The sequence below is a fragment of the Cedecea neteri genome, assembly GCF_000757825.1.
GTDB classification, from domain to species: Bacteria; Pseudomonadota; Gammaproteobacteria; order Enterobacterales; family Enterobacteriaceae; genus Cedecea; species Cedecea selenatireducens.
The window spans coordinates 2,951,901-2,976,491 of sequence record NZ_CP009451.1; the positions used below are offsets into that span (position 1 = coordinate 2,951,901).

Below are 24,591 nucleotides of genomic sequence, written 5' to 3' on the forward strand. Positions count from 1 at the left end.
GCGCCATGGAACGTAAACGTCTTGATAGCGCCGCGCTGGCGGCCGGTATCAGCCCGAACTACATCAACGCCCACGGCAAACCGCAGGATATTCCTGCCGAGACAAAGCTGCGTCTGCTCGAGGCCATGAACCGCACCGTTGCGCCGAAGCAGGTACCCACGCCGGTGCCCGTTGTGCAGGTTTTCACCGCGGGACAGCGGATGCAGCTGGCGCTGGAAGGCGAAGGGGAGTTTAGCTGGCAGCTGACTACCGAAGAAGGATATGTCCATCACGGGCATGCCTCCGGCGGTAAGAAATTATCGCTGCCGACGAAGCTGCCGGAGGGATATCACTCTCTGGTGGTGACCCAGCAAAAGCAAAGCTGGGCTAGCCGCATTATCGTCGCGCCGCCGCGCTGCTATGAGCCCGCTGCCTTGCTGCAGGGCAAAAAACTGTGGGGCGCGTGCGTGCAGCTGTATACGCTGCGTTCTGAGGCGAACTGGGGCATCGGCGACTTTGGTGACTTGAAGCAGATGCTGGCGGATGTGGCAAAGCGTGGCGGGGCATTTATCGGCCTCAACCCGATTCATTCGCTTTATCCTGCGAACCCGGAAAGCGCCAGCCCGTACAGCCCCTCGTCTCGCCGCTGGCTGAATATCATCTACATCGACGTTAATGCGTTAGAGGATTTTCAGAGCAGCAAAGCGGCGCAGGCGTGGTGGAAAAAATCCGCCGTCCAGCAACGGCTAAAAGCCGCGAGAGATGCCGAATGGGTGGATTACTCCGCCGTCACGGCCCTTAAAATTGCGGCACTGCGTCTGGCGTGGCAGCAATTCTCGCTGCGTAAAAGCAATGATGAGCAGGTTATCGAGTTTGACCGCTTCATCGCTGAAGGCGGTGAAGGACTTTTCTACCAGGCCGCCTATGATGCGCTACATGCCAGTCAGGTTAGCGAAGATGTTGGCCGCTGGGGCTGGCCGGTGTGGCCTGAGGGCTATCGTGATGCCCACAGCCCGGAGGTCAAAAAGTTCTGCGAGGTGCATCGCGATGAGGTTAACTTCTGGCTTTGGTTGCAGTATCTCGCCTGGCGTCAGTTTAAGGCGTGCTGGGATGCCAGCCAGCATGACGAGATGCCGATTGGCCTCTATCGCGATCTCGCGGTGGGCGTGGCGGAAGGCGGATCTGAAACCTGGTGCGACCGTGAACTTTACTGCCTGAAGGCTTCTGTCGGTGCCCCGCCGGATATTCTTGGCCCGCTGGGGCAAAACTGGGGCCTGCCGCCAATGGACCCCCATGTCATGGTCGCTCGAGCCTATCAGCCTTTTATCGAGCTGCTGCGCGCCAACATGACCCACTGCGGCGCGCTGCGTATCGACCACGTGATGTCGATGCTGCGGCTGTGGTGGATCCCTTACGGCGAAACGGCGGATAAGGGCGCTTACGTCCAGTATCCGGTCGACGATTTGCTGTCTATCCTTGCGCTTGAGAGCCAGCGTCACCGCTGCATGGTGATAGGTGAAGACCTTGGCACGGTGCCGGTTGAAATCGTCGGCAAGCTCCGCGACAGCGGCGTTTACTCTTACAAAGTGCTGTACTTCGAGCACGACGGGGAGAAGCAGTTTAAGGCGCCGGCTTCATGGCCGAGGCAGTCGATGGCGGTCGCCACGACGCACGACCTGCCAACGCTTCGCGGTTACTGGAACAGCGGAGATTTAACGCTGGGTAAAACGCTGGGTCTCTATCCGGATGAAGAGGTGCTGGCGGGGCTGTATGAAGACCGTGAGCGAGCTAAACAGGGCTTGCTGGAGGGGTTGCATAAGTACGGCTGCTTGCCGAAGCGGGCAGGGCATAAAGCAGCATTAATGACGATGACCGACACCCTGAACCGTGGCATGCAGCGTTACATTGCCGACAGCCATAGCGCGTTACTGGGGCTGCAGCCGGAGGACTGGCTTGATATGGCCGAGCCGGTGAATATTCCAGGGACCAGCGATCAGTATAAAAACTGGCGTCGGAAGCTAACCCGCTCGCTGGAGGCGATGTTTGGCGATGAACGAGTGAACAGGCTGCTGAAGGATTTGGATAAGCGGCGTAAGAAAGCGTAGGTACTTCTCAATTTTCGCGATCTATCCCCTCTCCCTTCCAGGGAGAGGGTTAGGGTGAGGGTCAAACTAATAGTAAGAGTGCTCACCGCGCTGGTGTTCGGTCAGATCACGAACGCCTTTCAGCTCAGGGAACTCAGCCAGAAGCTGTTTCTCGATCCCTTCTTTCAGCGTAACGTCGACCATAGAACAGCCGTTACAGCCGCCGCCAAACTGCAGGATGGCATAGCCTTCGTCGGTAATTTCCATCAGCGTGACGCGGCCGCCGTGGCCAGCCAGCTGTGGGTTAACGGTGGCCTGCAGCATGTACTCAACGCGCTCCATCAGCGGTGCATCGTCAGACACTTTACGCATTTTCGCATTAGGCGCTTTCAGCGTCAGCTGAGAACCGAGCTGATCGGTAACGAAGTCGATTTCGGCGTCTTCGAGGTAAGGGGCGCTCAGCTCATCGACATAGGCGGTTAACTGCTCAAACGGCAGCGCCGTGTCGGTCGCTTCAACCGCATCCGGCGGACAATAAGACACACCACACTCCGCATTCGGGGTGCCAGGATTGATTACGAATACGCGGATTTGCGTCCCTTCTTCCTGATTTGCCAGCAGTTTGGCAAAGTGGGATTGTGCAGCATCGGAAATACGGATCATAACGATTGCTCAATAGTTGACTATTTTAGTCGGTTATAATACGCCCATCGTCGAGGGTCTACAAGGTTCGACACAGGCACCATACCTGGACAGTCGCCGCGCCCTGCTTTTTCAGCAATCGCGCTATCTCCGCAACAGTACTACCCGTCGTCACGACATCATCCACAATAGCCATATGGCGACCCGCCACCGGGATTTCAACCCTAAAGATGCCTTTCAAATTCCTCTTTCGCTCTTTGGCCGTTAGCGTGTGCTGCGCCGGTGAAGAACGTATGCGTTTGATGGCAAAAGGGAAATAATCGCAACCCAGCCAGCGAGCCAGTGGGGTAGCAATAAGTGCGCTTTGGTTGTAGCCCCGCCGCCACGCTCTGGCGTGATGTAAAGGCACGCTCAGCACGCTATCGGGCAGTTGAATACGTCCCTTTCGCCTGGATGCTAAAATGCGCAGCAGCAGCAGGCGTGCCAAAGCCGGGGCGAGCGAGGGCGTACCGGTAAATTTCAGGTGATGAATCACTGTGCTTAGCGGCGGCAGATAGTCGGTCACGTAGGTTATTGCGTCCCACTCGGGCATTCGTTGCAGGCAGCGACCGCAGGGCAAACTCCCGCTCAGGGCCGGCAAACCGCACTGTGGGCAGCAGGCCTGTGGCTGAACGAGCGAAGCGGTGCAGCATGAGCAAACCCCCCAGCCTGGGCAGGCAAGCGGTAACTGGCATAGCCAACAGCGGCCAGGGATTGTTAGCATAGCGTTCTCCTTGCTGATGAAAATGAGAACGGTAACCGATGAGCGACCTGTGGTGGCAAACAAAAGGTGAAGGGAATAACGATCTTGTGCTGCTGCACGGATGGGGGCTGAATGCCGGGGTATGGCACAACATAGAAGCCGAACTTGGCTCGCATTTTCGGCTGCACCTGGTCGACCTGCCGGGATACGGCCGGAGCAAAGGTTTTGGTTCACTGACGTTAGAGCAAATGGCTGACATTGTGCTGGCTAAGGCTCCTGAGCGGGCCATCTGGTTAGGCTGGAGTCTTGGCGGGCTGGTGGCTAGCCAGATAGCGCTTGCCAGGCCTGAGCGCGTAAAGGCGCTGGTGACGGTAGCCTCTTCGCCGTGTTTTACCGCCGCAGAAGGATGGCCGGGCATTAAACCGGACGTGCTGGCCGGGTTCCAGCGGCAGCTAAGCGAAGACTTTCAGCGCACCGTTGAGCGCTTTTTGGCGCTGCAAACCCTGGGCACGGAAACGGCGCGCCAGGATGCTCGCCTGCTTAAATCTATTGTTCTGGAACAGCCAATGCCGGATGTGGATGTGCTCAACGGCGGTCTTGAGATCCTGAGAACCGCCGACCTGCGTGCGGGTCTTGCAGAATCAGTTGTACCTCATTTGCGGCTGTATGGCCGGCTGGACGGGCTGGTTCCACGCAAAGTGGTTCCCCTGCTTGATGTCCTGTGGCCGCACTCCAGTTCACTTATTTTCGACAAGGCCGCACACGCGCCCTTTATCTCGCATCCGGCGGAGTTTTGCCAGGCGGTGCTGGAGTGGGAACAGCGTCTTACATAAAAGACGGGCGATAAAAAAGGCGGGGATGGCCCGCCTTCTCTCCTACCTCAGAGCCCAAAGTTCCCGGGCGCACTTTTTCCCCTCAGGGCAGCTTTTACAACTCCCCGTCAGGCAACTGCTCGGGTCTTCACTGATGCGCATTGCTTTGCCCATGGCTTCCAGGCGATCGAGCATCGCGGCCACCAGCGGCAGGGGCGTAGCAAGCTGCTGGCTTATCTGTTTCGCTTCCAGGCGGCCCTGAAGCGCCAGGGCGTTACGGATATCAATCAGGCTTGCCATAATCGCTCCTTAGTGACAGTCGCCGGCGCTGCTTTGGCAGCAGGATGACGGCGTTTTTCTGGTAGCCAGCAGTGAGACATCAACGCGGCTGCGGGCCCGGCGCAGGCCGCCCAGCAGCAGGACGTTGAACAACACGACCGCTAAAATACAGATCAGGCTGAACCTTGGATGTTCGCTGAAGGTGACGCTTTGGTAATACAGCGTAGAGAGCGAGTAGGCGATGTTCAGCCCCCAAAGTACCGAGAATGTCATCCAGCCCCGGCTTGATTCGCGGGCAATCGCGCCCATCACCGAGATGCACGGAATATAGAGCAGGACGAAAATGAGATAGCTGTAGGCGGCTTCGCTACCAAACTTGCTGCTCATCACGCCCATCGGCCCGGAGGACATTTCGCCGTCGCCTTTACTGGCCTCAATCGGGTTCGCCAGCACGCTCAGGCTAAAGGTGTTTTTCAGCCCCTGCCAGGTTTCATCGGCGGCGGCACCCAGCTCATCAAGCAGGTTAAAGCTGGCGGCATCAAACTCCTCGTTGTGGATATCTTCGGCGGTATAAAGGGTATTCAGCGTACCGACGACCACTTCTTTTGCCATCGCGCCGGTAAACAGCCCAACGGTGGCCTGCCAGTTGTCGTCGTGGACGCCAATCGGCTTAAGCAGGGGGGTCAACACCCGGCTGACGGAGGCAAGGGCGGAGTCATTTATGTTATCCACCGGCTTGCCGCTAAAGGAGAAGCTGTTCAGTGCGCCGATGAAAATACTCACAATCACGATGACTTTACCGGCGCGAAGCACGAAGCCTTTCAGGCGCTGCCAGGTCTGTAACAGCAGGCTTTTAAGGTGAGGGACGTGGTAAACCGGCAGCTCCATCACGAACGGTGAAGCTTCGCCGCGCATAATGGTGTGCTTCAGCATCAGGCCGGTAAGAATGGCCATTACGATGCCGAGGATGTAGAGCGAGAACACCACCAGCGCGCCTTGCTGACCAAAAAATGCGGCGGCAAATACCGCGAAAATTGCCAGGCGTGCGCCGCAGGACATAAACGGCGCCATCATGATGGTCATCAGCCTTTCGCGCGGAGCGTCAAGGGTACGGGCGCCCATTACCGAAGGTACGTTGCAGCCGAAGCCAACGATCAGCGGCACAAACGATTTACCCGGCAGCCCCAGCGACTGCATCAGGCGGTCCATCACGAAAGCCGCCCGAGCCATGTAGCCGGAGTCTTCGAGGAACGACAAGAACAGGTACATCATGCCGATTTGTGGCACCAGAGGCAGCACGGTGTTGATCCCGCCGCCGATGCCCTGGGCCAGGAAGATGGTCAGCCAGTCCGGGAAATGCAGCGTATAGCCAAGCCACTGAATGCCGTGAATAAATATCGCCACCGAGCCGGCGTCAAAAATAGGCTGCAGCGCCCCGCCGATGTTAATCGCCAGCAGGAACATCAGGTACATCACCAGCATAAAGATCGGCAGGCCGAGGTAGCGGTTGAGAATGATTTTATCCATCGCTACCGTCAGGTGGTTCGGCTCGGCGGTCATGCTGTTGCTGACCGCGTCGCAGACTGAAGCGATGCTCTGGTAACGCGCATCGGCAATCAGCAGGGCAGGATCGTCAACGGTTTCTGCGAGGCGCGCGCGGGCAGCGTCAAGTTTGTCTGTGGCATTGCCCGCATAAGCGAGGCTGTAGATATCACCTTCCAGCATCTGCAGCGCCAGCCAGCGGCGTTGTTCAACCGGCATTTCCTGCGGCATGTCCGCGGCCAGGCTTTCCGCCTCTTGCAGTAAAACCTGCGGATAGTGGACCAGTTCGCTTTTTTGGTTGGGCTGTTTGCGGTCAATGGCGAGCTTCAGGCTTTCAATGCCGCGCCCGCGGGTAGACACCAGCGGCACGACCGGGCAGCCAAGACGGGCGGCAAGCGCGTCGATGTCGATACGAATGGCCTGCTTTTCGGCGATATCCAGCATATTAAGCGCGACCACGCACGGAATGCCCAGTTCGAGCAGCTGCAGCGTCAGGTAGAGGTTGCGCTCAAGGTTTGAAGCATCCACCACGTTAATGAGCAGGTCGGCGTCGCCGCTGAGGATGTAATGACAGGCAATTTGCTCATCGAGCGAAGTCTGCGACGAAATGGTGGTGAGCGAATAGGTGCCGGGCAAATCAACCAGCGTTACCTGGTGCTCAAGCGTGGAAAACTGACCTTCTTTGCGTTCTACGGTGACGCCAGCCCAGTTTCCCACGCGCTGGCGGGCACCCGTCAGCTGATTAAAAAGCGTGGTTTTGCCCGAGTTGGGGTTGCCGATTAAACCTATGGTTAAGTTTTTCATTTTGTTCGTGGACTTCGTTGAGTTTGCAAAAAGCGCGTACGCTCACCCGTCGTTAAACGACAGCTTCGATATTCACCAGCGCGAGATCTTTTTTGCGCAGCACCAGGCTTACGCGGCGAGTTTCGATATGAATAGGATCGCCCAGAGGCGCCACGCGAACTACGTTAAATGAAGATCCCGGCAGCATGCCGAGCGACAATAATTTCTGGCGATAAGCCGGGCTGATTTCATTGGCGAAACCGGTAATTTTCCACGCGCTATTCGGTATGAATTGCATAGGACCTACTTAGAGCTGGGCTCTGCATTGACGCTGACTGAATGAAGGCTTTATCCGCGAGCTATGCGCACGATAAAAGCTGATTACGGCATCGGAAGAAAGAGAAGAAATATCGTTCAACACAATGATAATGAGAATGGTTAACGTCGACAATATTTATTTTTCTTTCAAAATTTTACTGAAATTATTATTTAAGGGGCATTTAGGGCGCGTGGATTATTTATGGGGTTGCGAGATGTTTTGATTAATTGACTGAAAATTATAGTGATACTTTAATCGTGAAGAAGCGAGAGTGTTATTTTACTATTAACGATGTTACAGGAGTGATAATTACTGGTTTCTTAGTAGGATAAATATTGAAAATTGATTTAAATCAAAATTAAGTTATTTTTCTGCTTCTGGCGGGGCGGTGAAAAATAAATCCTCTCCCCGAAGGGAGAGGAAAGACAATTAACGCTTTTTGCCCATTGCCGCAGCCAGGGCATCCATCATGGCGCTATTTCCACCGCTGGCGTTGTCACGCCCGCGTGGTTTTTGCTGCGCTGCCGGTCTGCCTTTTTGCTCGCGAGGGGCGTTACCGCCGTTACCGCGACGGCTGCCGCTCTCGCCCGGCTGTTCGTCGAGGCGCATGGTTAAGGCGATGCGTTTGCGCTGCAGGTCAACCTCAAGCACTTTGACCTTCACAATATCGCCCGCTTTCACCACTTTATGCGGATCGTCGATGAACTTGTCGGACAGCGACGAGATGTGAACCAGCCCGTCCTGATGCACGCCAATATCCACAAACGCACCGAAGTTGGTGACGTTGGTCACTGCGCCTTCCAGCACCATGTCCGGCGTCAGGTCGTTCATGGTTTCCACGCCTTCGGCAAACTGTGCGGTTTTAAACTCAGGGCGCGGGTCGCGGCCCGGCTTTTCCAGCTCTTTAATAATGTCCGTCACGGTAGGAACCCCGAAACGCTCATCGGTGAACTGGCTGGCTTTGAGGTCGCGCAGCTCGCTGCTGTTGCCCATTAGATTCTGCAGCGCCTGCTGGGTTGCGGCCAGGATGCGTTCGACTACCGGATAGGCTTCCGGGTGAACGGTAGAGGCATCCAGAGGGTTATCGCCGTGGTTAATACGCAGGAAGCCCGCGCACTGCTCGAAGGCTTTTGGCCCCAGGCGGCTAACTTTCAGCAGCTGCTGGCGGTTCTGGAAGCGGCCGTTTTCGTCGCGCCAGGTGACGATATTCTGCGCCATCATGCGGGTCAGGCCGGCAACGCGGGTTAGCAGCGGCACGGAAGCCGTGTTCAGATCCACGCCAACGGCGTTTACGCAGTCTTCGACTACGGCGTCCAGTTTCCTGGCCAGCTGAGTCTGGCTGACGTCGTGCTGATACTGGCCCACGCCGATAGATTTCGGGTCGATTTTCACCAGCTCGGCCAGCGGATCCTGCAGGCGGCGGGCGATGGAGACGGCCCCGCGGATAGAAACGTCCAGGTCAGGGAACTCCAGCGCTGCCAGTTCGGAAGCAGAGTAGACGGACGCGCCCGCCTCGCTGACGATAACTTTCTGTGCGGTGACTTTCGGGAACTGTTTTTGCACATCCAGGAAGAAGCGCTCGGTTTCGCGGGATGCGGTACCGTTACCGATAGCGACCAGCTCGACGTTGTGCTTCTCGCAAAGTGCAGCCACGGCGACGGCGGCTTTTGCCGCCTGGCCGGTATGCGGATAAATGGTATCGGTGGCAACCAGCTTGCCGGTGGCGTCAACCACCGCGACCTTCACGCCGGTACGCAGGCCTGGATCGAGTCCCATCGTGGCACGCAGGCCGGCCGGGGCCGCCATCAGCAGGTCATGAAGGTTACGGGCGAAGACGTTAATCGCTTCGTCTTCCGCGCGTTCGCGCACGGTGCCCATCAGCTCGGTTTCAAGATGCATCAGCACCTTGATGCGCCAGGTCCAGCTCACCACGGCCTTGCGCCAGCTATCGGCTGGGGCGTTGTTCAGGCGCAGATTGAGATGGTTGATAATCAGCTGTTCGCAATAGCTCTCGCGCGGTGGCTCATCGAACTGCGGGTCGGCATTCAGCGACAGCTGTAATATGCCTTCGTTGCGCCCGCGGAACATCGCCAGCGCGCGGTGGGAAGGAATGGTGGCAATCGCTTCGTGGTGGGCAAAATAGTCGCGGAATTTCGCGCCTTCTTCCTCTTTGCCGCTGACAACGGCCGAGACCAGATGCGCATTTTTCCACAGGTAATCGCGGACTTTGGCCAGCAGCGCGGCGTCTTCAGCGAAACGCTCCATCAGGATGTAGCGTGCGCCGTCCAGCGCGGCTTTGGTGTCGGCCACGCCTTTGTCGGCGTCCACGAAGCGGGCAGCTTCCTGCTCCGGGTCGTGTGAAGGCTCGTTCCACAGCAAATCAGCCAGCGGCTCAAGGCCTGCTTCGATAGCGATTTGCCCGCGGGTACGGCGCTTGGGTTTATACGGCAGGTAAAGGTCTTCGAGCTCGGTTTTGCTCAGCGTGCCGTTGATGGCACCGGCAAGCTCGTCGCTCAGTTTGCCCTGGTCTGCAATGGATTTGAGAATGGTCTGGCGGCGTTCTTCCAGCTCGCGCAGGTAGCTAAGACGAGTCTCCAGTTGACGCAGTTGCGTGTCATCCAGACCGCCGGTGACTTCCTTACGATAACGTGCGATAAACGGCACGGTATTCCCTTCATCCAGCAGGCGAACGGCAGCTTCTACCTGTTCGTTTCTGGCCTGAAGCTCACCCGCAATAATGCGGCAAAGCGAATCATTCATCATGGCTTTTCATCTGTGTAGTACGGAAAATTCAGCAAACAGTTATACGGATCGGGGTACGAAAATGCCAGCCACCGACCCCCGGATATTGGGTTTCAGACAGTTCTGTGCGAATTATTCAGGTTTAGGGTACTCAATTTCATTGACGTACCACTGTGCTTCTCCCGCCGGAGTTTGCACCACGGCTAAATCGCCCACCTCTTTTTTGAGCAGCGCTCGCGCCATCGGCGAGTCGATAGAAATGTAGTCCTTGCGGCCAAAGATCTCGTCGTAGCCGACGATGCGAAAACGCAGCAGGTCGCCGTCGTCGTTTTCTATTTCGACCCACGCGCCAAAGAAGACTTTGCCTTCCTGCTGCGGTGAGTAATCGACAATTTTCAGCCGTTCCAGCGATTTAGTGATGTAGCGAACCCGGCGGTCAATTTCACGCAGGCGTTTTTTGTTGTACTGGTAGTCGGCGTTTTCGCTACGATCGCCAAGGCTGGCGGCCCAGGTCACTTTTTTGGTCACCTCAGGGCGTTCTTCACGCCACAGGTAATCCAGCTCTTTTTTGAGCTTTTCGTAGCCTTCACGGGTGATTAACGGCGTTTTCATCTTTTTGCCCTGCAGCCTGTAAAACCAGAGTGTGATTTAAACCGATGCTCAATGAAGAATGCAACCGGTGCATTTTGGGAAGCAAGTCACCAAATTTTGATTTAAAACGTTGATAACCGACTGTTTAATATGCTTTGTAACAATTTCGACTAGAATGTATACCAGAATTGACTGGTTGTATTAGCGCAGTTTTTTAAGAATACACACTCAACTGTTCGAGCCTTTGGGAGTACAAACGATGCAAGAGAACTATAAAATTCTGGTGGTCGATGACGACATGCGCCTGCGCGCGCTGTTAGAGCGTTATCTCACCGAGCAGGGCTTCCAGGTTCGCAGCGTCGCCAACGCCGAACAAATGGATCGTCTCCTGACCCGTGAATCCTTCCACCTGATGGTGCTGGACCTTATGCTGCCGGGCGAGGATGGTCTCTCTATTTGCCGTCGTCTGCGCAGCCAGAGCAACCCAATGCCGATCATCATGGTGACCGCGAAGGGTGAAGAAGTTGACCGTATTGTCGGTCTGGAAATCGGCGCGGATGACTATATTCCTAAGCCGTTTAACCCGCGTGAGCTGCTGGCCCGTATTCGTGCCGTACTGCGTCGCCAGGCCAACGAACTGCCGGGTGCGCCTTCTCAGGAAGAAGCGGTTATCGCGTTCGGCAAGTTCAAGCTGAACCTCGGCACCCGCGAAATGTTCCGCGAAGACGAGCCAATGCCGTTAACCAGCGGCGAGTTTGCGGTACTGAAAGCGTTGGTAAGCCACCCGCGCGAGCCGCTTTCCCGCGATAAGCTGATGAACCTGGCCCGTGGCCGTGAATACTCCGCGATGGAGCGTTCCATCGACGTACAGATCTCCCGCCTGCGCCGCATGGTGGAAGAGGACCCGGCGCATCCGCGTTATATCCAGACCGTTTGGGGCCTGGGCTACGTCTTTGTCCCGGACGGCTCTAAGGCATGAGGCGAGTTCGCTTCTCACCAAGAAGCTCGTTTGCCCGTACGCTGTTGCTGATCGTCACCTTGCTGTTCGTCAGCCTGGTGACGACCTATCTTGTCGTTCTGAACTTCGCGATTTTGCCGAGCCTGCAGCAGTTTAATAAGGTGCTGGCGTACGAAGTCAGAATGCTGATGACCGACAAACTGCAGCTCGAAGACGGCACCCAACTTGTGGTGCCGCCGGCGTTTCGTCGCGAAATTTACCGCGAGCTGGGTATTTCGCTTTACTCCAACGAGGCGGCGGAAGACGCGGGTCTGCGCTGGGCACAGCACTACGAGTTTCTGAGCCAGCAAATGGCGCAGCAGCTCGGCGGTCCGACCGAAGTGCGCGTTGAGGTGAATAAAAGCTCGCCGGTAGTGTGGCTGAAGACCTGGCTGTCGCCGAATATCTGGGTGCGCGTGCCGCTGACCGAAATTCATCAGGGCGATTTCTCCCCGCTGTTCCGCTACACGCTGGCAATAATGCTGCTGGCGATAGGCGGCGCGTGGCTCTTTATTCGAATACAAAACCGACCGCTGGTCGACCTGGAGCACGCCGCGCTACAGGTCGGTAAAGGAATTATTCCCCCTCCACTGCGCGAATATGGTGCTTCGGAAGTGCGGTCGGTGACGCGGGCGTTTAACCACATGGCCGCGGGCGTAAAACAGCTGGCCGACGACCGCACGCTGCTGATGGCGGGCGTCAGTCATGACCTGCGTACGCCGCTGACGCGTATTCGTCTGGCAACCGAAATGATGGGGCAGGAAGACGGCTATCTGGCCGAGTCGATCAACAAAGATATCGAAGAGTGTAATGCGATTATCGAGCAGTTTATCGACTATCTGCGCACCGGGCAGGAGATGCCGCTGGAAATGGCAGATCTTAACAGCGTGCTCGGCGAAGTGATTGCTGCCGAAAGCGGCTACGAGCGTGAAATCGACACTGACCTGCAGGACTGCGAGATCCGCCTCAATATTCACCCGCTCTCTATCAAGCGTGCGGTGGCGAATATGGTGGTGAACGCGGCGCGCTACGGCAATGGCTGGATCAAAGTCAGCAGCGGCAGTGAGCTAAACCGCGCCTGGTTCCAGGTGGAGGACGATGGCCCGGGCATTGAGCCCGATCAGCTCCAGCATCTGTTCCAGCCGTTTGTGCGTGGCGACAGCGCCCGCAGTACGAGCGGCACCGGGCTGGGCTTAGCTATCGTGCAGCGAATCATCGACAATCATAACGGAATGCTCGATCTCGGGAAAAGCGAGCGCGGCGGGCTGCGTATCAGAGCCTGGTTACCGTTGCCGATAGCCCGGGTTGTGGCCCATAGAGAAAGCTGAGTTGTCGTCAGCCCAATAAAAAACGAACCCCGAGAGGTTCGTTTTTTTTTCGCCTTAGTTTTCTGGATTACAGCTTAGGACCGGCTGCTACCAGTGCCGCACCTGCTGGGGTGTCGGTGTACTTCTCAAAGTTTTCCATAAACAGCTTCGCCAGCTGTTCAGCTTTTTCCTGCCACTGCTCCGGAGAGGCGTAGGTGTTACGCGGATCCAGAATCTGGGGATCAACGCCCGCGAGCGAAGTTGGGATCGCGAGGTTAAACATCGGCAGGGTAAAGGTTTCTGCGTCGTCCAGCGAGCCGTCGAGAATAGCGTCGATGATCGCGCGAGTATCTTTAATCGAGATGCGTTTCCCGGTGCCGTTCCAGCCGGTATTCACCAGGTAAGCCTGCGCCCCGGAAGCCTGCATACGCTTCACCAGCACTTCTGCATACTGCGTTGGGTGCAGCGACAGGAACGCCGCGCCAAAGCAGGCGGAGAAGGTTGGCGTTGGCTCGGTCACGCCGCGCTCGGTGCCCGCAAGTTTAGCGGTAAAGCCAGACAGGAAGTGATACTGCGTCTGGTTTGCGGTGAGGCGTGAAACCGGCGGCAGCACGCCGAAAGCGTCGGCGGTCAGGAAGATAACTTTGGTGGCGTGTCCCGCCTTCGACACCGGCTTAACGATGTTGTCGATATGGTAAATCGGGTAGGAAACGCGGGTGTTTTCCGTTTTGGATGCATCATCAAAGTCGATAGTGCCGTCGGCACGGACGGTGACGTTTTCCAGCAGCGCATCGCGGCGGATGGCGTGATAAATATCCGGCTCTGCTTCTTCCGACAGGCGAATGGTTTTGGCATAGCAGCCGCCTTCGAAGTTGAACACGCCGTCGTCGTCCCAGCCGTGCTCATCGTCGCCAATCAGGCGGCGTTTTGGGTCGGTGGAAAGCGTTGTTTTACCGGTGCCGGACAGGCCGAAGAACACCGCCACATCACCTTTTTCACCGACGTTTGCCGAGCAGTGCATGGAAGCGATGCCTTTCAGCGGCAGCAGGTAGTTCATGATGGAGAACATGCCTTTTTTCATCTCGCCGCCGTACCAGGTGCCGCCGATAAGCTGCATGCGTTCGGTCAGGTTAAACGCCACGAAGTTTTCGGAGTTCAGGCCCTGTTCTTTCCAGTTCGGGTTGGTACATTTAGCGCCGTTCATCACCACAAAATCAGGCTCAAAGGTTTCCAGCTCTTCGTCCGTGGGGCGAATAAACATGTTCTTAACGAAGTGAGCCTGCCAGGCAACTTCGGTAATAAAGCGTACAGAAAGGCGAGTATCGGCGTTGGCGCCGCAGAAGGCGTCGATGATAAACAGGCGCTTGCCGGAAAGCTGCTGCGTGACCAGGCCTTTCAGATCGTGCCAGGTTTCTTCAGAAAGCGGTTTATTGTCGTTTTTGCCTTTTCCGTTGTCTGACCACCACAGCGTGTCGCGGGTGGTGTCATCGCGAACGATGTATTTATCTTTTGGAGAGCGGCCGGTGAAGATGCCGGTATCAACGGAAACGGCACCTAAGGTGGTGACCACGCCGCGCTCAAAACCTTCCAGTTTTGGGTCGAGCTCTTCGCGGTAGAGGGTATCGTAATCGGGGTTATAGACGACTTCGCTGACGTCATGAATGCCATAAGCCTTGAGATCTTGCGGGGTTATGCCTTTAACTCGCATTTCACTGCTCCTTAGCCAATTTATACTGCCTGATATTGTAGGGTTGTTTAGGGGGGGTAACCGCGACCACTATCATAAATTTACTCGCCTGCTTAAATTTACAGGGGAAATGCTTAGGGGATGCCGCAGCGGGGGCAGAGTATGGCAGGAATTCACGGGCTCTCGGGGAAAATATGGCGAATATGTTAACAATTAGGATAAAAACGGAGAACTTTGTGAATGAACGCGCTCTCATACGCAACGCGATGAAACAAGACCGTCATTTGCAGGTCGCAGCCTGCCGTTACACTCAGTCAAAAATCAGCTAATAAGGGATGACTACCATGTTCGTGTCCGAACCGTTACCAAAGGCAACCCGCTGGGGCATTTTGCTGGTGGGGTTTCTTTTAGGCGTGGTGCTGTACCTCACCGAGGGAAATCGAGGCAGCGTCATCTGGCTGCAGGGAGATAGCCAGGCCCTGTACCTTCGTTCTCTTTCCGTGGTGTTCGCAACGACGCTGGCGCTTATCGCTGTACGTTTTAATGGCCTACGGTTCTGGGGGCTGGCGCTTATCCCGCTGCCGGTGGTGGCGCTGATGAGCGGCTGGGTTAACTGGACGACTCAGGGATTGGAGAGTTGGGATCGTCACGATATTGTGCTGGGGTACCAGTGCTCGCTGGCTGCGATGCTCTTTTTAGCCTTGCCGTGGCTGCAGGGACGTCTGCGTTCGAGCGGCGGCTGGGGAGGCTGGCAGGCATTTTACGGCCAGCTCTGGCGTAACGGCATTACGCTGCTGCTGACCGGGCTGCTGGTGCTCTTTTTCTGGGGCGTGCTGGCGCTGTGGGCCGGGTTATTCAAGCTGGTGGATATCACCTTCTTCGACACGCTGTTCTTTAGTTCTTCGGCCTTTGCCTGGATTGCGACCTGTACGGCGGCGGCGCTCGCCGTGACGCTTTGTCGCGACCAGACGCGGGCGATTAACGCGGTAAAACACTTCTTCAGCGTCTTTGCGACCGGCCTTTTGCCGCTGCTGTCGCTGATCTCGCTGATGTTTTTGGCGACGCTGCCGGTGGTTGGCCTCGGGTCTATTTCACAGCATGTGTCCTGCAATGCGTTGCTCAACACCCTCACGCTGATGGTGATGATCGCCGCCGCGGTGGCCTGGCATCCGGAAAGAGAGACCCGGCCTTATCCAGCCTTGCTGGACGGGGCGATTAAGCTGACGTTGCTGCTGTCTCCTGTTTACGCCCTGCTGGCGAGCTATGCGCTGTGGCTACGTGTTTCGTCGTACGGCTGGACGCCATCGCGTGTTTATGCCGCGCTTATCACTCTGACGGTGCTGGTCTGGGCCTTCGGCTACGCGGTAACGTTAATTCGTCAGCATCGGGAGGCCGTTTTACAGCCGGGATGTATCAATCGTGCGGTGCTTTTACTGGCTCTGTTCCTGCTAGTTGCCGTCAATTCCCCACTTTTAGACCCTTACCGCATCAGCGTGAATAACCAGATGGCGCGCTATCATAGCGGTGTTCTGAAGCCAGAAAAGATGAGTCTGACGATGCTGCAGTCGTCCGGTAGACGTGGCTATGACGCGATGCGAGAACTGCAAAAAGATCCGGCATTTGTTGCCAGCCCGGAACGTAAAAAGCAGCTCGCAATGCTGCTTAGCGACAGAAAATCGGGCGGGGCTGTGACGAAGAAACTTACCGTTGAGTCGCTGCGTCAGCGCATCGTGCTGGCGGATAAAGATCGCGTGCCGGAAAACGCGTGGTGGCAGGCGATGGTAAAAGACGAAAGCTATCAGGCTCGGGAGTGCCTGGACGATGAGGATAAATGCCTGCTGGTCGGGATGGATCTGAACGGTGATGGTCAGGATGAATGGCTGCTGTGCCAGCCGGAAATGAACTACTGCAAGGTTTACGGAAAAATGGGCGACAGCTGGAAGGATATCGGGCAAGCCCGGGATCTGGATAAAAACCAGATGATGGCCGCGTTAAAGCAGGCGGCTTCCGAAGGCAAGCTCACGGCCGCACCTAAGGTATGGCAGGACGTGATGGTTCAGGGACAGCGGATCAAAGTCGATTATTATCGCTAAAAAAAACGCCTCCGATTAGGAGGCGTTTCAGCTAATTAGTGAACCTGTGGATCTGCCGGTGAGGCATTGTTGCGGATTGCCGCTATGTCCATTGAATCAAATACATAGTGGCTGCCGCAGTAATCACAGTTCATGTCGATTTCGTTGTCTTCCGCCAGAATGCTGTCGATTTCTTCATCCGGCAGCGTGCGCAGCGCATCGGCACAGCGTTCGCGGGAGCAGGTGCACTTGAACTCTACGTCCTGCGGATCGTACAGCGTGACTTCTTCTTCGTGGTAAAGGCGCCATAACACATCGTTCGCCGGCAGCGTCAGCAGCTCTTCTGCCTTGATAGTTTCGGTCAGCGTGGCCAGATGGTTGAAGTCGTCGGTCTCGGCGTTTTGCGCCGGGAGAACCTGCAGCAGCATGCCGCCTGCCGCCGCTTTACCTTCCACTTCACCGGTACGAATAAACAGGCGAGTTGGCAACTGCTCGGAACGCATGAAGTAATCTTCCAGGCAGGCGGCCAGGGTATCCCCCTCCAGCCCGACCACGCCCTGATAGCGCTCGCCTTCGCTTGGGCTAATGGTGATAACCAAATAGCCGTTGCCGACCAGGTCTTTTAACGCCGCATCAGCCGGAATCTCACCCTGGACGCGAGCTACGCCGCGCATTTGCTGTTTGTTGTTCCCGTTGATCACGGCCAACGTCATTGGGCCATCGCCCTGAAGCTGAACGGTGATGTCACCGTCAAACTTCAGCGTGGCGGTCAGCAGGCTGGTGGCAACCAGCAGCTCGCCGAGGATATTTTTGACTGGCTGCGGGTAGTCATGATTTTCCATGATCTGCTGCCAGGTTTCAGAAACCGTCACCAGCTCGCCGCGAACGGCGTAGTTTTCAAACAGATAGCGGTGTAGTTGGTCGTGTTGAGTCATCGTCATCTCTCTTGCTGGTAGGCGGATTTACGCTTCGCCACCGTGTTTAAATTTCATCAAATCTCGCCGCTCTTTTTTATCCGGGCGGCGATCGGGGTGGGGCATGGTTAGCGCGTTCATTTTGCGTGCCAGCGCCACTTTTTCCCGCTTGGCGATACTTTCCGCCGTTTCTTCATAAAGCTGAGTGGCTTCCGTGGCCGGCCTGCGCTGCCCGGTAATCGCGAGTACGTTAACGGTGCGTTCGTCATTGCCCTGACGTAGCGTGAGAACCGCGTTCAGCTCAACCAGCTTACTGGGTTTGCTACGCTGGCCGTTGTAGTGCACTTTTCCGCCTTCAATCATTTCCCGCGCCATGGCCCGGGTTTTGTAAAAGCGTGCGGCCCACAGCCATTTATCCAGGCGTACGCCTTCGGCTGCTTTTTCTTTCATTACGCCTCCTTAAACGGAAAGCGACGGGATCAGGCGGCGGTAATCGCTAAGGCCAGGGTGGCGCTCAAACGTTTTTTCCGCTTCGCCTGAATCCGGGTTGAGGACGCCGAAGCAGTAGCGAATGCCAAACTTCGCTGCGGCATCAAGAATCGCTTCGCTGTCGTCGATAAATACCGTTCTGGCCGCGTTGAACCCGGTATGTCCGGCTACCGCCTGCCATAAACGCTGATCTTCTTTCGGATAACCAAATGTGTGGGTAGAAAGCAATAAATCAAGGTGCTTACCCAAACCCGTATGTTCAAGCTTCACCGCCAGATTGTGCGGGTGCGCGTTGGTGAGCAGAATACGGCGCTTGCCGCTGGCTTTTGCTGCCTCAAGAAACGGCACAGTATCTTCACGTAGCGCGGCTTTTGGCCCCTGCTCGGTGGTCATCGCACAGATATCCAGCCCGAGGCGCTCGCTCCAGTAATCGAGACAGTACCAGTTTAGCGTATGCTGCACGGCGTGGTATTCGCGAGAAATCAGTTGATGTGCTTCCTGCAGCGGAATGCCGCGCTGGAGGCTAATGGTTTCCGGTACCAGCTTTTTCCAGAAATGGTTATCAAAGGCCAGGTCCAACAGGGTCCCGTCCATATCCAGCAGCAGGGTGTCAACGTCCTGCCAGGCGATAGCACCAGACATAGCTTTAGTCTCGATTGAGGGAAAAATAGCGTACCAGGGTAGCACAACCCGGTACGCAAAGTTTACCCGTAACGGCTACCTCAGCGGTGAAGGCGGGGTCAGCGTGGGATTGAGGCAGCTGTCGTAGTAACGCTGAATTTCGGCCAGCCTCGTGCTGGCACGACGATAGCGGATGACGGCCAGAACGCCGTTTATCGCAGCACAGACCAGCATCGCAATGAGCATCAGAGAAATGCTGATGTAGCTCCACAGGCTATGCGTATCGGAGATTCGGTGCAGCGTGACGTGCTGGGTTCCGTTGGCGTCGGTATAAATACCGGTAATGATCCCTTCGGCGTGGAACGGCGTTTGCAGCAGCATTTCTGCCAGCCGCTGGAATTCGGTCCACTGCTCCTGAGCCGGGAAGTCATACAGCGACATTGGCGGCAGCGGCTGATCCACGAGATCGCCGCCTTCATCATTGATAATGACATAGCCTCCGGGGGCTGGGCTGTTCAGCGACTGTGCGGCGCGCGCGGTTTCACGAATAAAGAAAGGTGCGGTTGAGGTGGCCACGAGGTTATCCAGCGACTCGGCGCTAACCGGCCGTAGCAGGACATTTACCCCGGTCAGTTTTCCTGAATCGGCACGTTTGATGAGCGAATCCCAGTCTTTGGTATTGCCCAGGTTCACCAGGGCATTTTTAAGGCGAACGCACTCTTCTTCTGCGGTACACAGCGCCTGAGTTTTTTTCACAATCCCGGCAAAATCATCCAGCAAAACCATGCCTGATTTCTGGATGGCATCGGCCAGCTGCGGGTTCACTTTACTGTCGCCCTCACCCCCCTGAGGATGCAGTTGCCCGCTGACTGCCCTGGTCAGGGCTACCGCTTTGTCCATGATTTCAGACTCCGGCAGCGGCAGAGGGCGAGCGGTATTCCAGATTATTTGTGAGCAGTCGAACGGCGTGAACGGGAAGCTTTGGCGAGCGTTATAGCTGCCGGGGGTGTGAATATTACACATCCCTGTTCCCTTCACTCTTAGGGTATCGCCCACCTGCAGCTTGTACTTTGCGAGGTCCTGTACGCTGCTCGCTTCGATGGACTGAGCCCCTTTTAGCCACGAGGCGCTAAGTTTGATGGGCATTTCCAGCGGAACCCAAATAGTCATCATCAGCAGGACAAGCAGCGCACCGGCGGAAATTAACAGGTTACGCACCCAGTGCTGAAGCGGGAAGTTACGCACTTCGTCATGCAGCGAAAGGAAACGACCCTGGCGCACCACATGGCGGTCGAGATAGATATCAATGTCGGTTTTCTGGCCCAGGTCCTGGGTCACAAACGGCTGCCAGTGCGGCGGATAAATCAGGTCGATAATGCCGAGCGAGATATTGTTCATCTGCTCCTGGTTTGATTCGCCGAACAGCCCCCAGCGCTTAGGCGTGCCGCGCAGGCAGTGGATTTCGCGCAATGCCGTTTTTGCCGGCGGCGCAAAAAGCCCCCACAGCCCGGCGGCAATCAGCAGAACGGCACCGCCAAGCAGCCATGGCAGAAACACCGGAGGCGTAACCAGGCTCAGGAAGAGCATGATAAACGCGATGCAGATAAGCGCCGCTTCGCGCACGCCGTCCGGGCGGCTCAGGGAATATTCTTCCTGCGTTTCCTGGCGGATATTCAGCAGCTCTATCTGTTCACTTTCTTCACCACGGATCGACGCCTGGGTGCCGGAATAACCCTCGATGGCGTACTGCTGCGTGTCCAGCGTATCGTTTTGTAGGGTATTACCGTTGAGCGAAATCACCAGCGGGATGCTGCTCGTGCGGATAAGCTCCACGTCGTTATCGTTGGTGATGAACTGTTCCCAGAAAGGCGGCAGATGGACTTCAACAGAATCGAGGTAATAGCGCCATTTATTGGCGTCATCGGCAGAGAGGCCGTAGCGGGTTATCGACCGGGTCAGAGAAATAACCGTATTGCTTTGCGCCGTCAGCGTCAGCTTGGGCAGCGGATTGCTTGCGCCAGAAGGGCCGATCAGCTCCTGAGAGCGTGAATAGCGCTCGAGATAATTTTCGACGGCTACGCGTTCTTCCGGAGTCAGCTTGCGCGTTGTTGAACCGGAGAATGAACGATCGTGCGAAACCCGGGCTCGCAGCCGCAGGCTTCGCCAAATTAGCCATCCGGCAATCAGCGTGCAGGCCAGCATAGCAGCTAACAGAAATAATAAGGTGCTCATGCTTTCCCCATCAAACAATCGTCTTTTTCATCAAGCTCGGCAAAAGGTCGGCCTTTCAAAAATTTTAGAGATCAGAAGTCATTATCGGCAGGTAAAGGCACAAACTTGAGCTTTTTTTAGGGCGACCAACCTGCAGTAACACAATGTTAGCAAAGCGACTTCGACTGAAATACAAGTAAATTCCTATTCAATACTACCCGTCTTGACAGGGGGGCGCATTACGTGTTTTGGAAAAACATACGTTACAAAAATGTAAATAATAGCCAATGCTCGTTGCACGATATGTGCGGCATGCCGCACAATAAGTTACCTCTTTCACTGTTGATCCCGGCCACATGAGCAAATCACTAAAAAAACCAACGATTTTACATGTCGAAACCGTGGCGCGTTCGCGGTTGTTTAATGTCGAAACGGTGGACCTGGAGTTCAGCAATGGCGTTCGTCGCGTCTATGAACGGATGAAACCTTCTTCCCGCGAGGCGGTGATGATTGTCCCTATTGTTGATAACCACCTGATCCTAATCCGTGAATACGCCGTCGGCACAGAATCCTATGAACTGGGCTTCTCCAAAGGGCTGATTGACCCCGGTGAAACCGTGTTCGAGGCCGCCAACCGCGAGCTGAAGGAAGAGGTTGGCTTTGGGGCAAACCAGCTCACGTTTTTGAAAAAACTGACGATGGCCCCGTCCTATTTTTCCAGCAAAATGAACATCGTGATTGCAGAGGATCTGTATCCCGAGTCGTTGGAAGGGGACGAGCCGGAAGAGCTGCCGCAGGAGCGATGGTCGCTGGACAAGATGATGGATTTGCTGAATGAAGATGATTTCAGCGAGGCGCGTAACGTCAGTGCGCTTTTCCTTGTTCGGGAATGGTTAAGACAGCAGGGCAGGCTGTAAGCCAAACTGCAAAAGAATTAAAAAGGGCCGCTCTATGCGGCCCTTTCATATTGATGACAAACAGCCGAAAAACGTGGTTTTCGACTGTTTGGGGTAAACCAGAGAATATAATCCATTGTTTTTATTACGTCGGAGTGGAAATTTTTTGAGAACAATGGACTTTGCCGTTAGTTTCAAAGGGCCGCGATGCGGCCCTTTGCTATTTTGCACAGGATTAGAACAGCTCGTGCGTTTCCCCGTTATCGATAATCGTGGTGCCGACCTCATGTACGGCCTGCTGCGTAGGCTGCGTGCCCTCAATGAAGTACTCTTCACGACTGTTGCCGCCGTTGGCCAGCTGGCCGGTACTGCGGTCGATATTCACGGTGACGATGCCCGGTGGCGGCGTCAATGTCTCTTCCGGTACCCCTGCCAGCGCAATTTTCATGAAATCATCCCAGGCTGGCTGAGCGCTCTTCGCGCCGCCTTCGTAGCCGGAGATCTGGTCTTTGATTGCGCCAGATGCGGTGGTGCGGCCAAGGTCACGACGGTGATCGTCAAAGCCAATCCAGACTGACGTTACGACGCCGGGGCCATAGCCGGAGAACCATGCGTCTTTAGAACTGTTGGTGGTCCCGGTTTTGCCGCCGATATCACGACGTTTCAAATCCCGACCCGCACGCCAGCCGGTTCCCTGCCAGCCCGGTTCACCGTAAATGTTGCTGTTCAGCGCGCTTTTGATCAGGAACGACAGCGGCGTGTTGATCACGTGCGGGGCGTATTCCTCAGCCTGCGCCTTAGCAACCAGAGAGCTGTTAGCCTGTTCAAGCTGCGGCATTGGAACGCTGCTGTTTTGTGGCGCCTGCGAGACCGCCACGTCTTCTACGTCCTGATTTTCCAGCACCGTTGATTTCGCCGTGTCGCCGTAGATAACCGGAATATCGCAGCTTGCGCAGGCGACTTTAGGTTTCACTTCGAACACTGTGTTGCCGGTGTCGTCAACGATTTTGGTGATGTAGTAAGGGTCGACCAGGAAGCCGCCGTTAGCCATAACCGAGTAGCCGCGCGCCACCTGCATTGGCGTAAATGACGCGGAGCCCAAAGCCAGTGATTCGGTATGAACGATGTTCGCGGCCGGGAAACCAAAGCGCTGCAGATACTCAGCGGCGTAATCTACGCCCATCGCTCGCATCGCTCGTACCATCACAACGTTCTTGGACTCACCAAGGCCCTGGCGCAGGCGAATTGGCCCGGCATATTGTGCCGGTGAGTTTTTCGGCCGCCAGTCGGATCCTGCCCCGGCATCCCAACGCGAAATAGGCACGTCGTTAAGGATGCTTGCCAGCGTCAGGCCTTTATCCATTGCCGCGGTGTACAGGAAAGGTTTGATGTTTGAACCTACCTGACGCAGCGCCTGGGTGGCACGGTTAAATTTGCTTTGGTTAAAGTCGAAGCCACCAACCAAGGCCAGGACGGCACCGTCGTGTGGATTGAGCGAGACCAGCGCGGAGTTCACGTCAGGCACCTGGCCAAGCCACCATGCATCATCCACTTTTCGAACCCAAATCTGCTGGCCTGCCTGAACCACGTCGGTCACCTTGCGTGGCGTAGCGCCTTGGGCGGTATCTGAGCGATATGGGCGAGCCCAACGCATGCCGGGCATGCCAAGCGAAACGGAGCTGCCGTCTGCCAGCATCGCCGTCGCCTCTTCAGACGCTGCGCGAGTGATCACTGCCGGGAGCAGCGGGCCATAAACCGGCAGGTTTTTCAGCGAGTCGACGATTTTTTTCTCGTTCCAGGCACTTTCGCCCACTTTCCACAGCACGTTTGACGGGCCGCGGTAGCCGTGGCGCATATCGTAGGCCATGACGTTATTGCGAACGGCGTCTTGCGCACCCTGCTGAATCTTGCGGCTGAGGGTGGTGTAGACCTTGTAGCCGTCTTCGTAGGCTTTGTCGCCGTAGCGGCTGACCATGTCCTGGCGCACCAGCTCTGACAGATAAGGCGCGGAGAAGGCGATTTCAGGCGTGTGGTAGCTGGCGTCGATAGGCTGACTGCGCGCTTCGTCATACTGGCTCTGGCTGATATAGCCTTCGCTCAGCATACGCGACAGCACCACGTTGCGGCGTGAGGTTGAACGGTCCATGGAATAGAGCGGGTTAAAGGTTGACGGGGCTTTAGGCAGCCCGGCAATCACCGCAATCTCGCTCAGGGTCAGCTGATCGACCGTTTTACCAAAATAGACCTGGGCGGCAGCGCCGACGCCATAGGCGCGGTAGCCGAGGTAGATTTTGTTCAGGTAAAGCTCAAGGATTTCATCTTTGCTCAGCATCTGCTCGATGCGTACGGCAAGGAAAGCCTCCTTGATTTTACGCATCAGGGTGCGTTCCGGGCTCAGGAAGAAGTTACGTGCCAGCTGCTGTGTAATGGTGCTTGCACCCTGAGAAGCATGGCCAGAGAACAGCGCCACGCTTGCTGCACGGAAGATACCCACTGGGTCAACGCCGTGGTGCTCGTAAAATCGGCTGTCTTCGGTCGCGATAAACGCTTTTACCATCACCGGCGGAATTTGGTTCAGGGTCAGCGGAATACGGCGTTTCTCGCCGTACTGAGCAATGAGCTCGCCGTCAGCGCTGTAAACCTGCATTGGAATCTGCAGCCGCACGTCTCTTAGGGTCGCAACGTCCGGAAGCTGGGGCTCAATGTATTTGTATAAGCCGTAAATCGAGCCGGCTCCCAGCAGAACGCAACAGACTGCAAGGATTAATAAGTACTTTACGAACTTCACCTTAAATTTCCCATTAGGTTTCAATTGGGCAGTTTCTAAACAACCGCGCGGTAGTATAAAGGCAAGCCAGAAGCTTTGATATACCCGTTACTGT

The 24,591-nt window shown here is 56.0% G+C and carries 19 protein-coding genes; 6 read left to right on the forward strand and 13 right to left on the reverse strand.

Features of this window, described 5'->3' with window-relative positions:
• Window positions 1–5 precede the first annotated feature (5 nt).
• Window positions 6–2,084 carry a 4-alpha-glucanotransferase gene (gene malQ, locus JT31_RS13560; RefSeq protein ID WP_038478013.1) on the forward strand — a complete coding sequence of 693 codons (2,079 nt, stop codon included), beginning with the start codon at window positions 6–8 and terminating at the stop codon, window positions 2,082–2,084.
• A 66-nt stretch (window positions 2,085–2,150) separates the two neighbouring features.
• On the opposite strand, the gene nfuA is transcribed toward malQ, so the two are convergent.
• Window positions 2,151–2,726 carry a Fe-S biogenesis protein NfuA gene (gene nfuA / locus JT31_RS13565; protein WP_008457887.1) on the reverse strand — a complete coding sequence of 192 codons (576 nt, stop codon included), beginning with the start codon at window positions 2,724–2,726 and terminating at the stop codon, window positions 2,151–2,153.
• Between the two features lie 58 nt (window positions 2,727–2,784).
• Window positions 2,785–3,468 (reverse strand): DNA utilization protein GntX, encoded by a 684-nt coding sequence (gene gntX / locus JT31_RS13570; protein ID WP_038478016.1) that lies wholly within the window; start codon window positions 3,466–3,468, stop codon window positions 2,785–2,787.
• 38 nt (window positions 3,469–3,506) lie between these two features.
• Here gntX and bioH point away from each other — a divergent pair, with 38 nt between their 5' ends.
• Entirely contained in the window at window positions 3,507–4,280 is a 774-nt protein-coding gene (gene bioH / locus JT31_RS13575) for a pimeloyl-ACP methyl ester esterase BioH (protein ID WP_038478019.1), read from the forward strand.
• A gap of 42 nt (window positions 4,281–4,322) precedes the next feature.
• On the opposite strand, the gene feoC is transcribed toward bioH, so the two are convergent.
• The 5 genes from feoC to greB all read right to left on the reverse strand — a co-directional run bounded on the left by feoC (window position 4,323) and on the right by greB (window position 10,536).
• The gene (gene feoC, locus JT31_RS13580; protein WP_038478024.1) at window positions 4,323–4,559 is read right to left on the reverse strand and encodes a [Fe-S]-dependent transcriptional repressor FeoC; all 237 of its coding nucleotides are present in this window, start codon (window positions 4,557–4,559) and stop codon (window positions 4,323–4,325) included.
• Between the two features lie 9 nt (window positions 4,560–4,568).
• Entirely contained in the window at window positions 4,569–6,884 is a 2,316-nt protein-coding gene (feoB, locus tag JT31_RS13585) for a Fe(2+) transporter permease subunit FeoB (protein WP_038478027.1), read from the reverse strand.
• A gap of 52 nt (window positions 6,885–6,936) precedes the next feature.
• Entirely contained in the window at window positions 6,937–7,161 is a 225-nt protein-coding gene (gene feoA, locus JT31_RS13590; RefSeq protein ID WP_038478030.1) for a ferrous iron transporter A, read from the reverse strand.
• Window positions 7,162–7,611: 450 nt separating this feature from the next.
• Window positions 7,612–9,945, reverse strand: a complete 2,334-nt coding sequence (locus tag JT31_RS13595) for a Tex family protein (protein ID WP_038478033.1) — start codon at window positions 9,943–9,945, stop codon at window positions 7,612–7,614.
• A gap of 111 nt (window positions 9,946–10,056) precedes the next feature.
• Entirely contained in the window at window positions 10,057–10,536 is a 480-nt protein-coding gene (gene greB, locus JT31_RS13600) for a transcription elongation factor GreB (protein ID WP_038478036.1), read from the reverse strand.
• Window positions 10,537–10,774: 238 nt separating this feature from the next.
• Here greB and ompR point away from each other — a divergent pair, with 238 nt between their 5' ends.
• Both ompR and envZ read left to right on the forward strand, forming a co-directional pair.
• Window positions 10,775–11,494: a two-component system response regulator OmpR gene (gene ompR / locus JT31_RS13605; RefSeq protein WP_001157751.1), complete on the forward strand. Its 720-nt coding sequence runs from the start codon at window positions 10,775–10,777 to the stop codon at window positions 11,492–11,494.
• Complete coding sequence (envZ, locus tag JT31_RS13610; protein ID WP_038478045.1) at window positions 11,491–12,840, forward strand: two-component system sensor histidine kinase EnvZ; 1,350 nt, start codon at window positions 11,491–11,493, stop codon at window positions 12,838–12,840. The genes ompR and envZ overlap by 4 nt, the downstream gene beginning before the upstream one ends.
• 67 nt (window positions 12,841–12,907) lie before the next feature.
• Here the strand turns inward: envZ and pckA are convergent, their stop codons facing one another.
• A complete protein-coding gene (gene pckA / locus JT31_RS13615) occupies window positions 12,908–14,527 on the reverse strand; it encodes a phosphoenolpyruvate carboxykinase (ATP) (protein WP_038478047.1) in 1,620 nt (539 codons plus the stop codon).
• A gap of 323 nt (window positions 14,528–14,850) precedes the next feature.
• Here pckA and JT31_RS13625 point away from each other — a divergent pair, with 323 nt between their 5' ends.
• Window positions 14,851–16,599 carry a DUF4153 domain-containing protein gene (locus tag JT31_RS13625; protein WP_038478053.1) on the forward strand — a complete coding sequence of 583 codons (1,749 nt, stop codon included), beginning with the start codon at window positions 14,851–14,853 and terminating at the stop codon, window positions 16,597–16,599.
• A gap of 35 nt (window positions 16,600–16,634) precedes the next feature.
• Here the strand turns inward: JT31_RS13625 and hslO are convergent, their stop codons facing one another.
• The 4 genes from hslO to JT31_RS13645 form a co-directional block, all read right to left on the reverse strand.
• Entirely contained in the window at window positions 16,635–17,513 is an 879-nt protein-coding gene (gene hslO, locus JT31_RS13630) for an Hsp33 family molecular chaperone HslO (protein WP_081948229.1), read from the reverse strand.
• A 27-nt stretch (window positions 17,514–17,540) separates the two neighbouring features.
• Window positions 17,541–17,942, reverse strand: a complete 402-nt coding sequence (hslR, locus tag JT31_RS13635; RefSeq protein WP_038478059.1) for a ribosome-associated heat shock protein Hsp15 — start codon at window positions 17,940–17,942, stop codon at window positions 17,541–17,543.
• 9 nt (window positions 17,943–17,951) lie between these two features.
• Window positions 17,952–18,623 (reverse strand): GMP/IMP nucleotidase, encoded by a 672-nt coding sequence (gene yrfG, locus JT31_RS13640; RefSeq protein WP_038478062.1) that lies wholly within the window; start codon window positions 18,621–18,623, stop codon window positions 17,952–17,954.
• Window positions 18,624–18,698: 75 nt separating this feature from the next.
• Window positions 18,699–20,834: an intracellular growth attenuator family protein gene (locus tag JT31_RS13645; protein WP_038478065.1), complete on the reverse strand. Its 2,136-nt coding sequence runs from the start codon at window positions 20,832–20,834 to the stop codon at window positions 18,699–18,701.
• Between the two features lie 335 nt (window positions 20,835–21,169).
• Here JT31_RS13645 and nudE point away from each other — a divergent pair, with 335 nt between their 5' ends.
• Window positions 21,170–21,730: an ADP compounds hydrolase NudE gene (nudE, locus tag JT31_RS13650; RefSeq protein ID WP_038478068.1), complete on the forward strand. Its 561-nt coding sequence runs from the start codon at window positions 21,170–21,172 to the stop codon at window positions 21,728–21,730.
• Window positions 21,731–21,944: 214 nt separating this feature from the next.
• Here nudE and mrcA read toward each other — a convergent pair whose 3' ends face one another.
• Window positions 21,945–24,497 carry a peptidoglycan glycosyltransferase/peptidoglycan DD-transpeptidase MrcA gene (gene mrcA, locus JT31_RS13655; RefSeq protein ID WP_038478070.1) on the reverse strand — a complete coding sequence of 851 codons (2,553 nt, stop codon included), beginning with the start codon at window positions 24,495–24,497 and terminating at the stop codon, window positions 21,945–21,947.
• Between the last annotated feature and the right edge of the window lie 94 nt (window positions 24,498–24,591).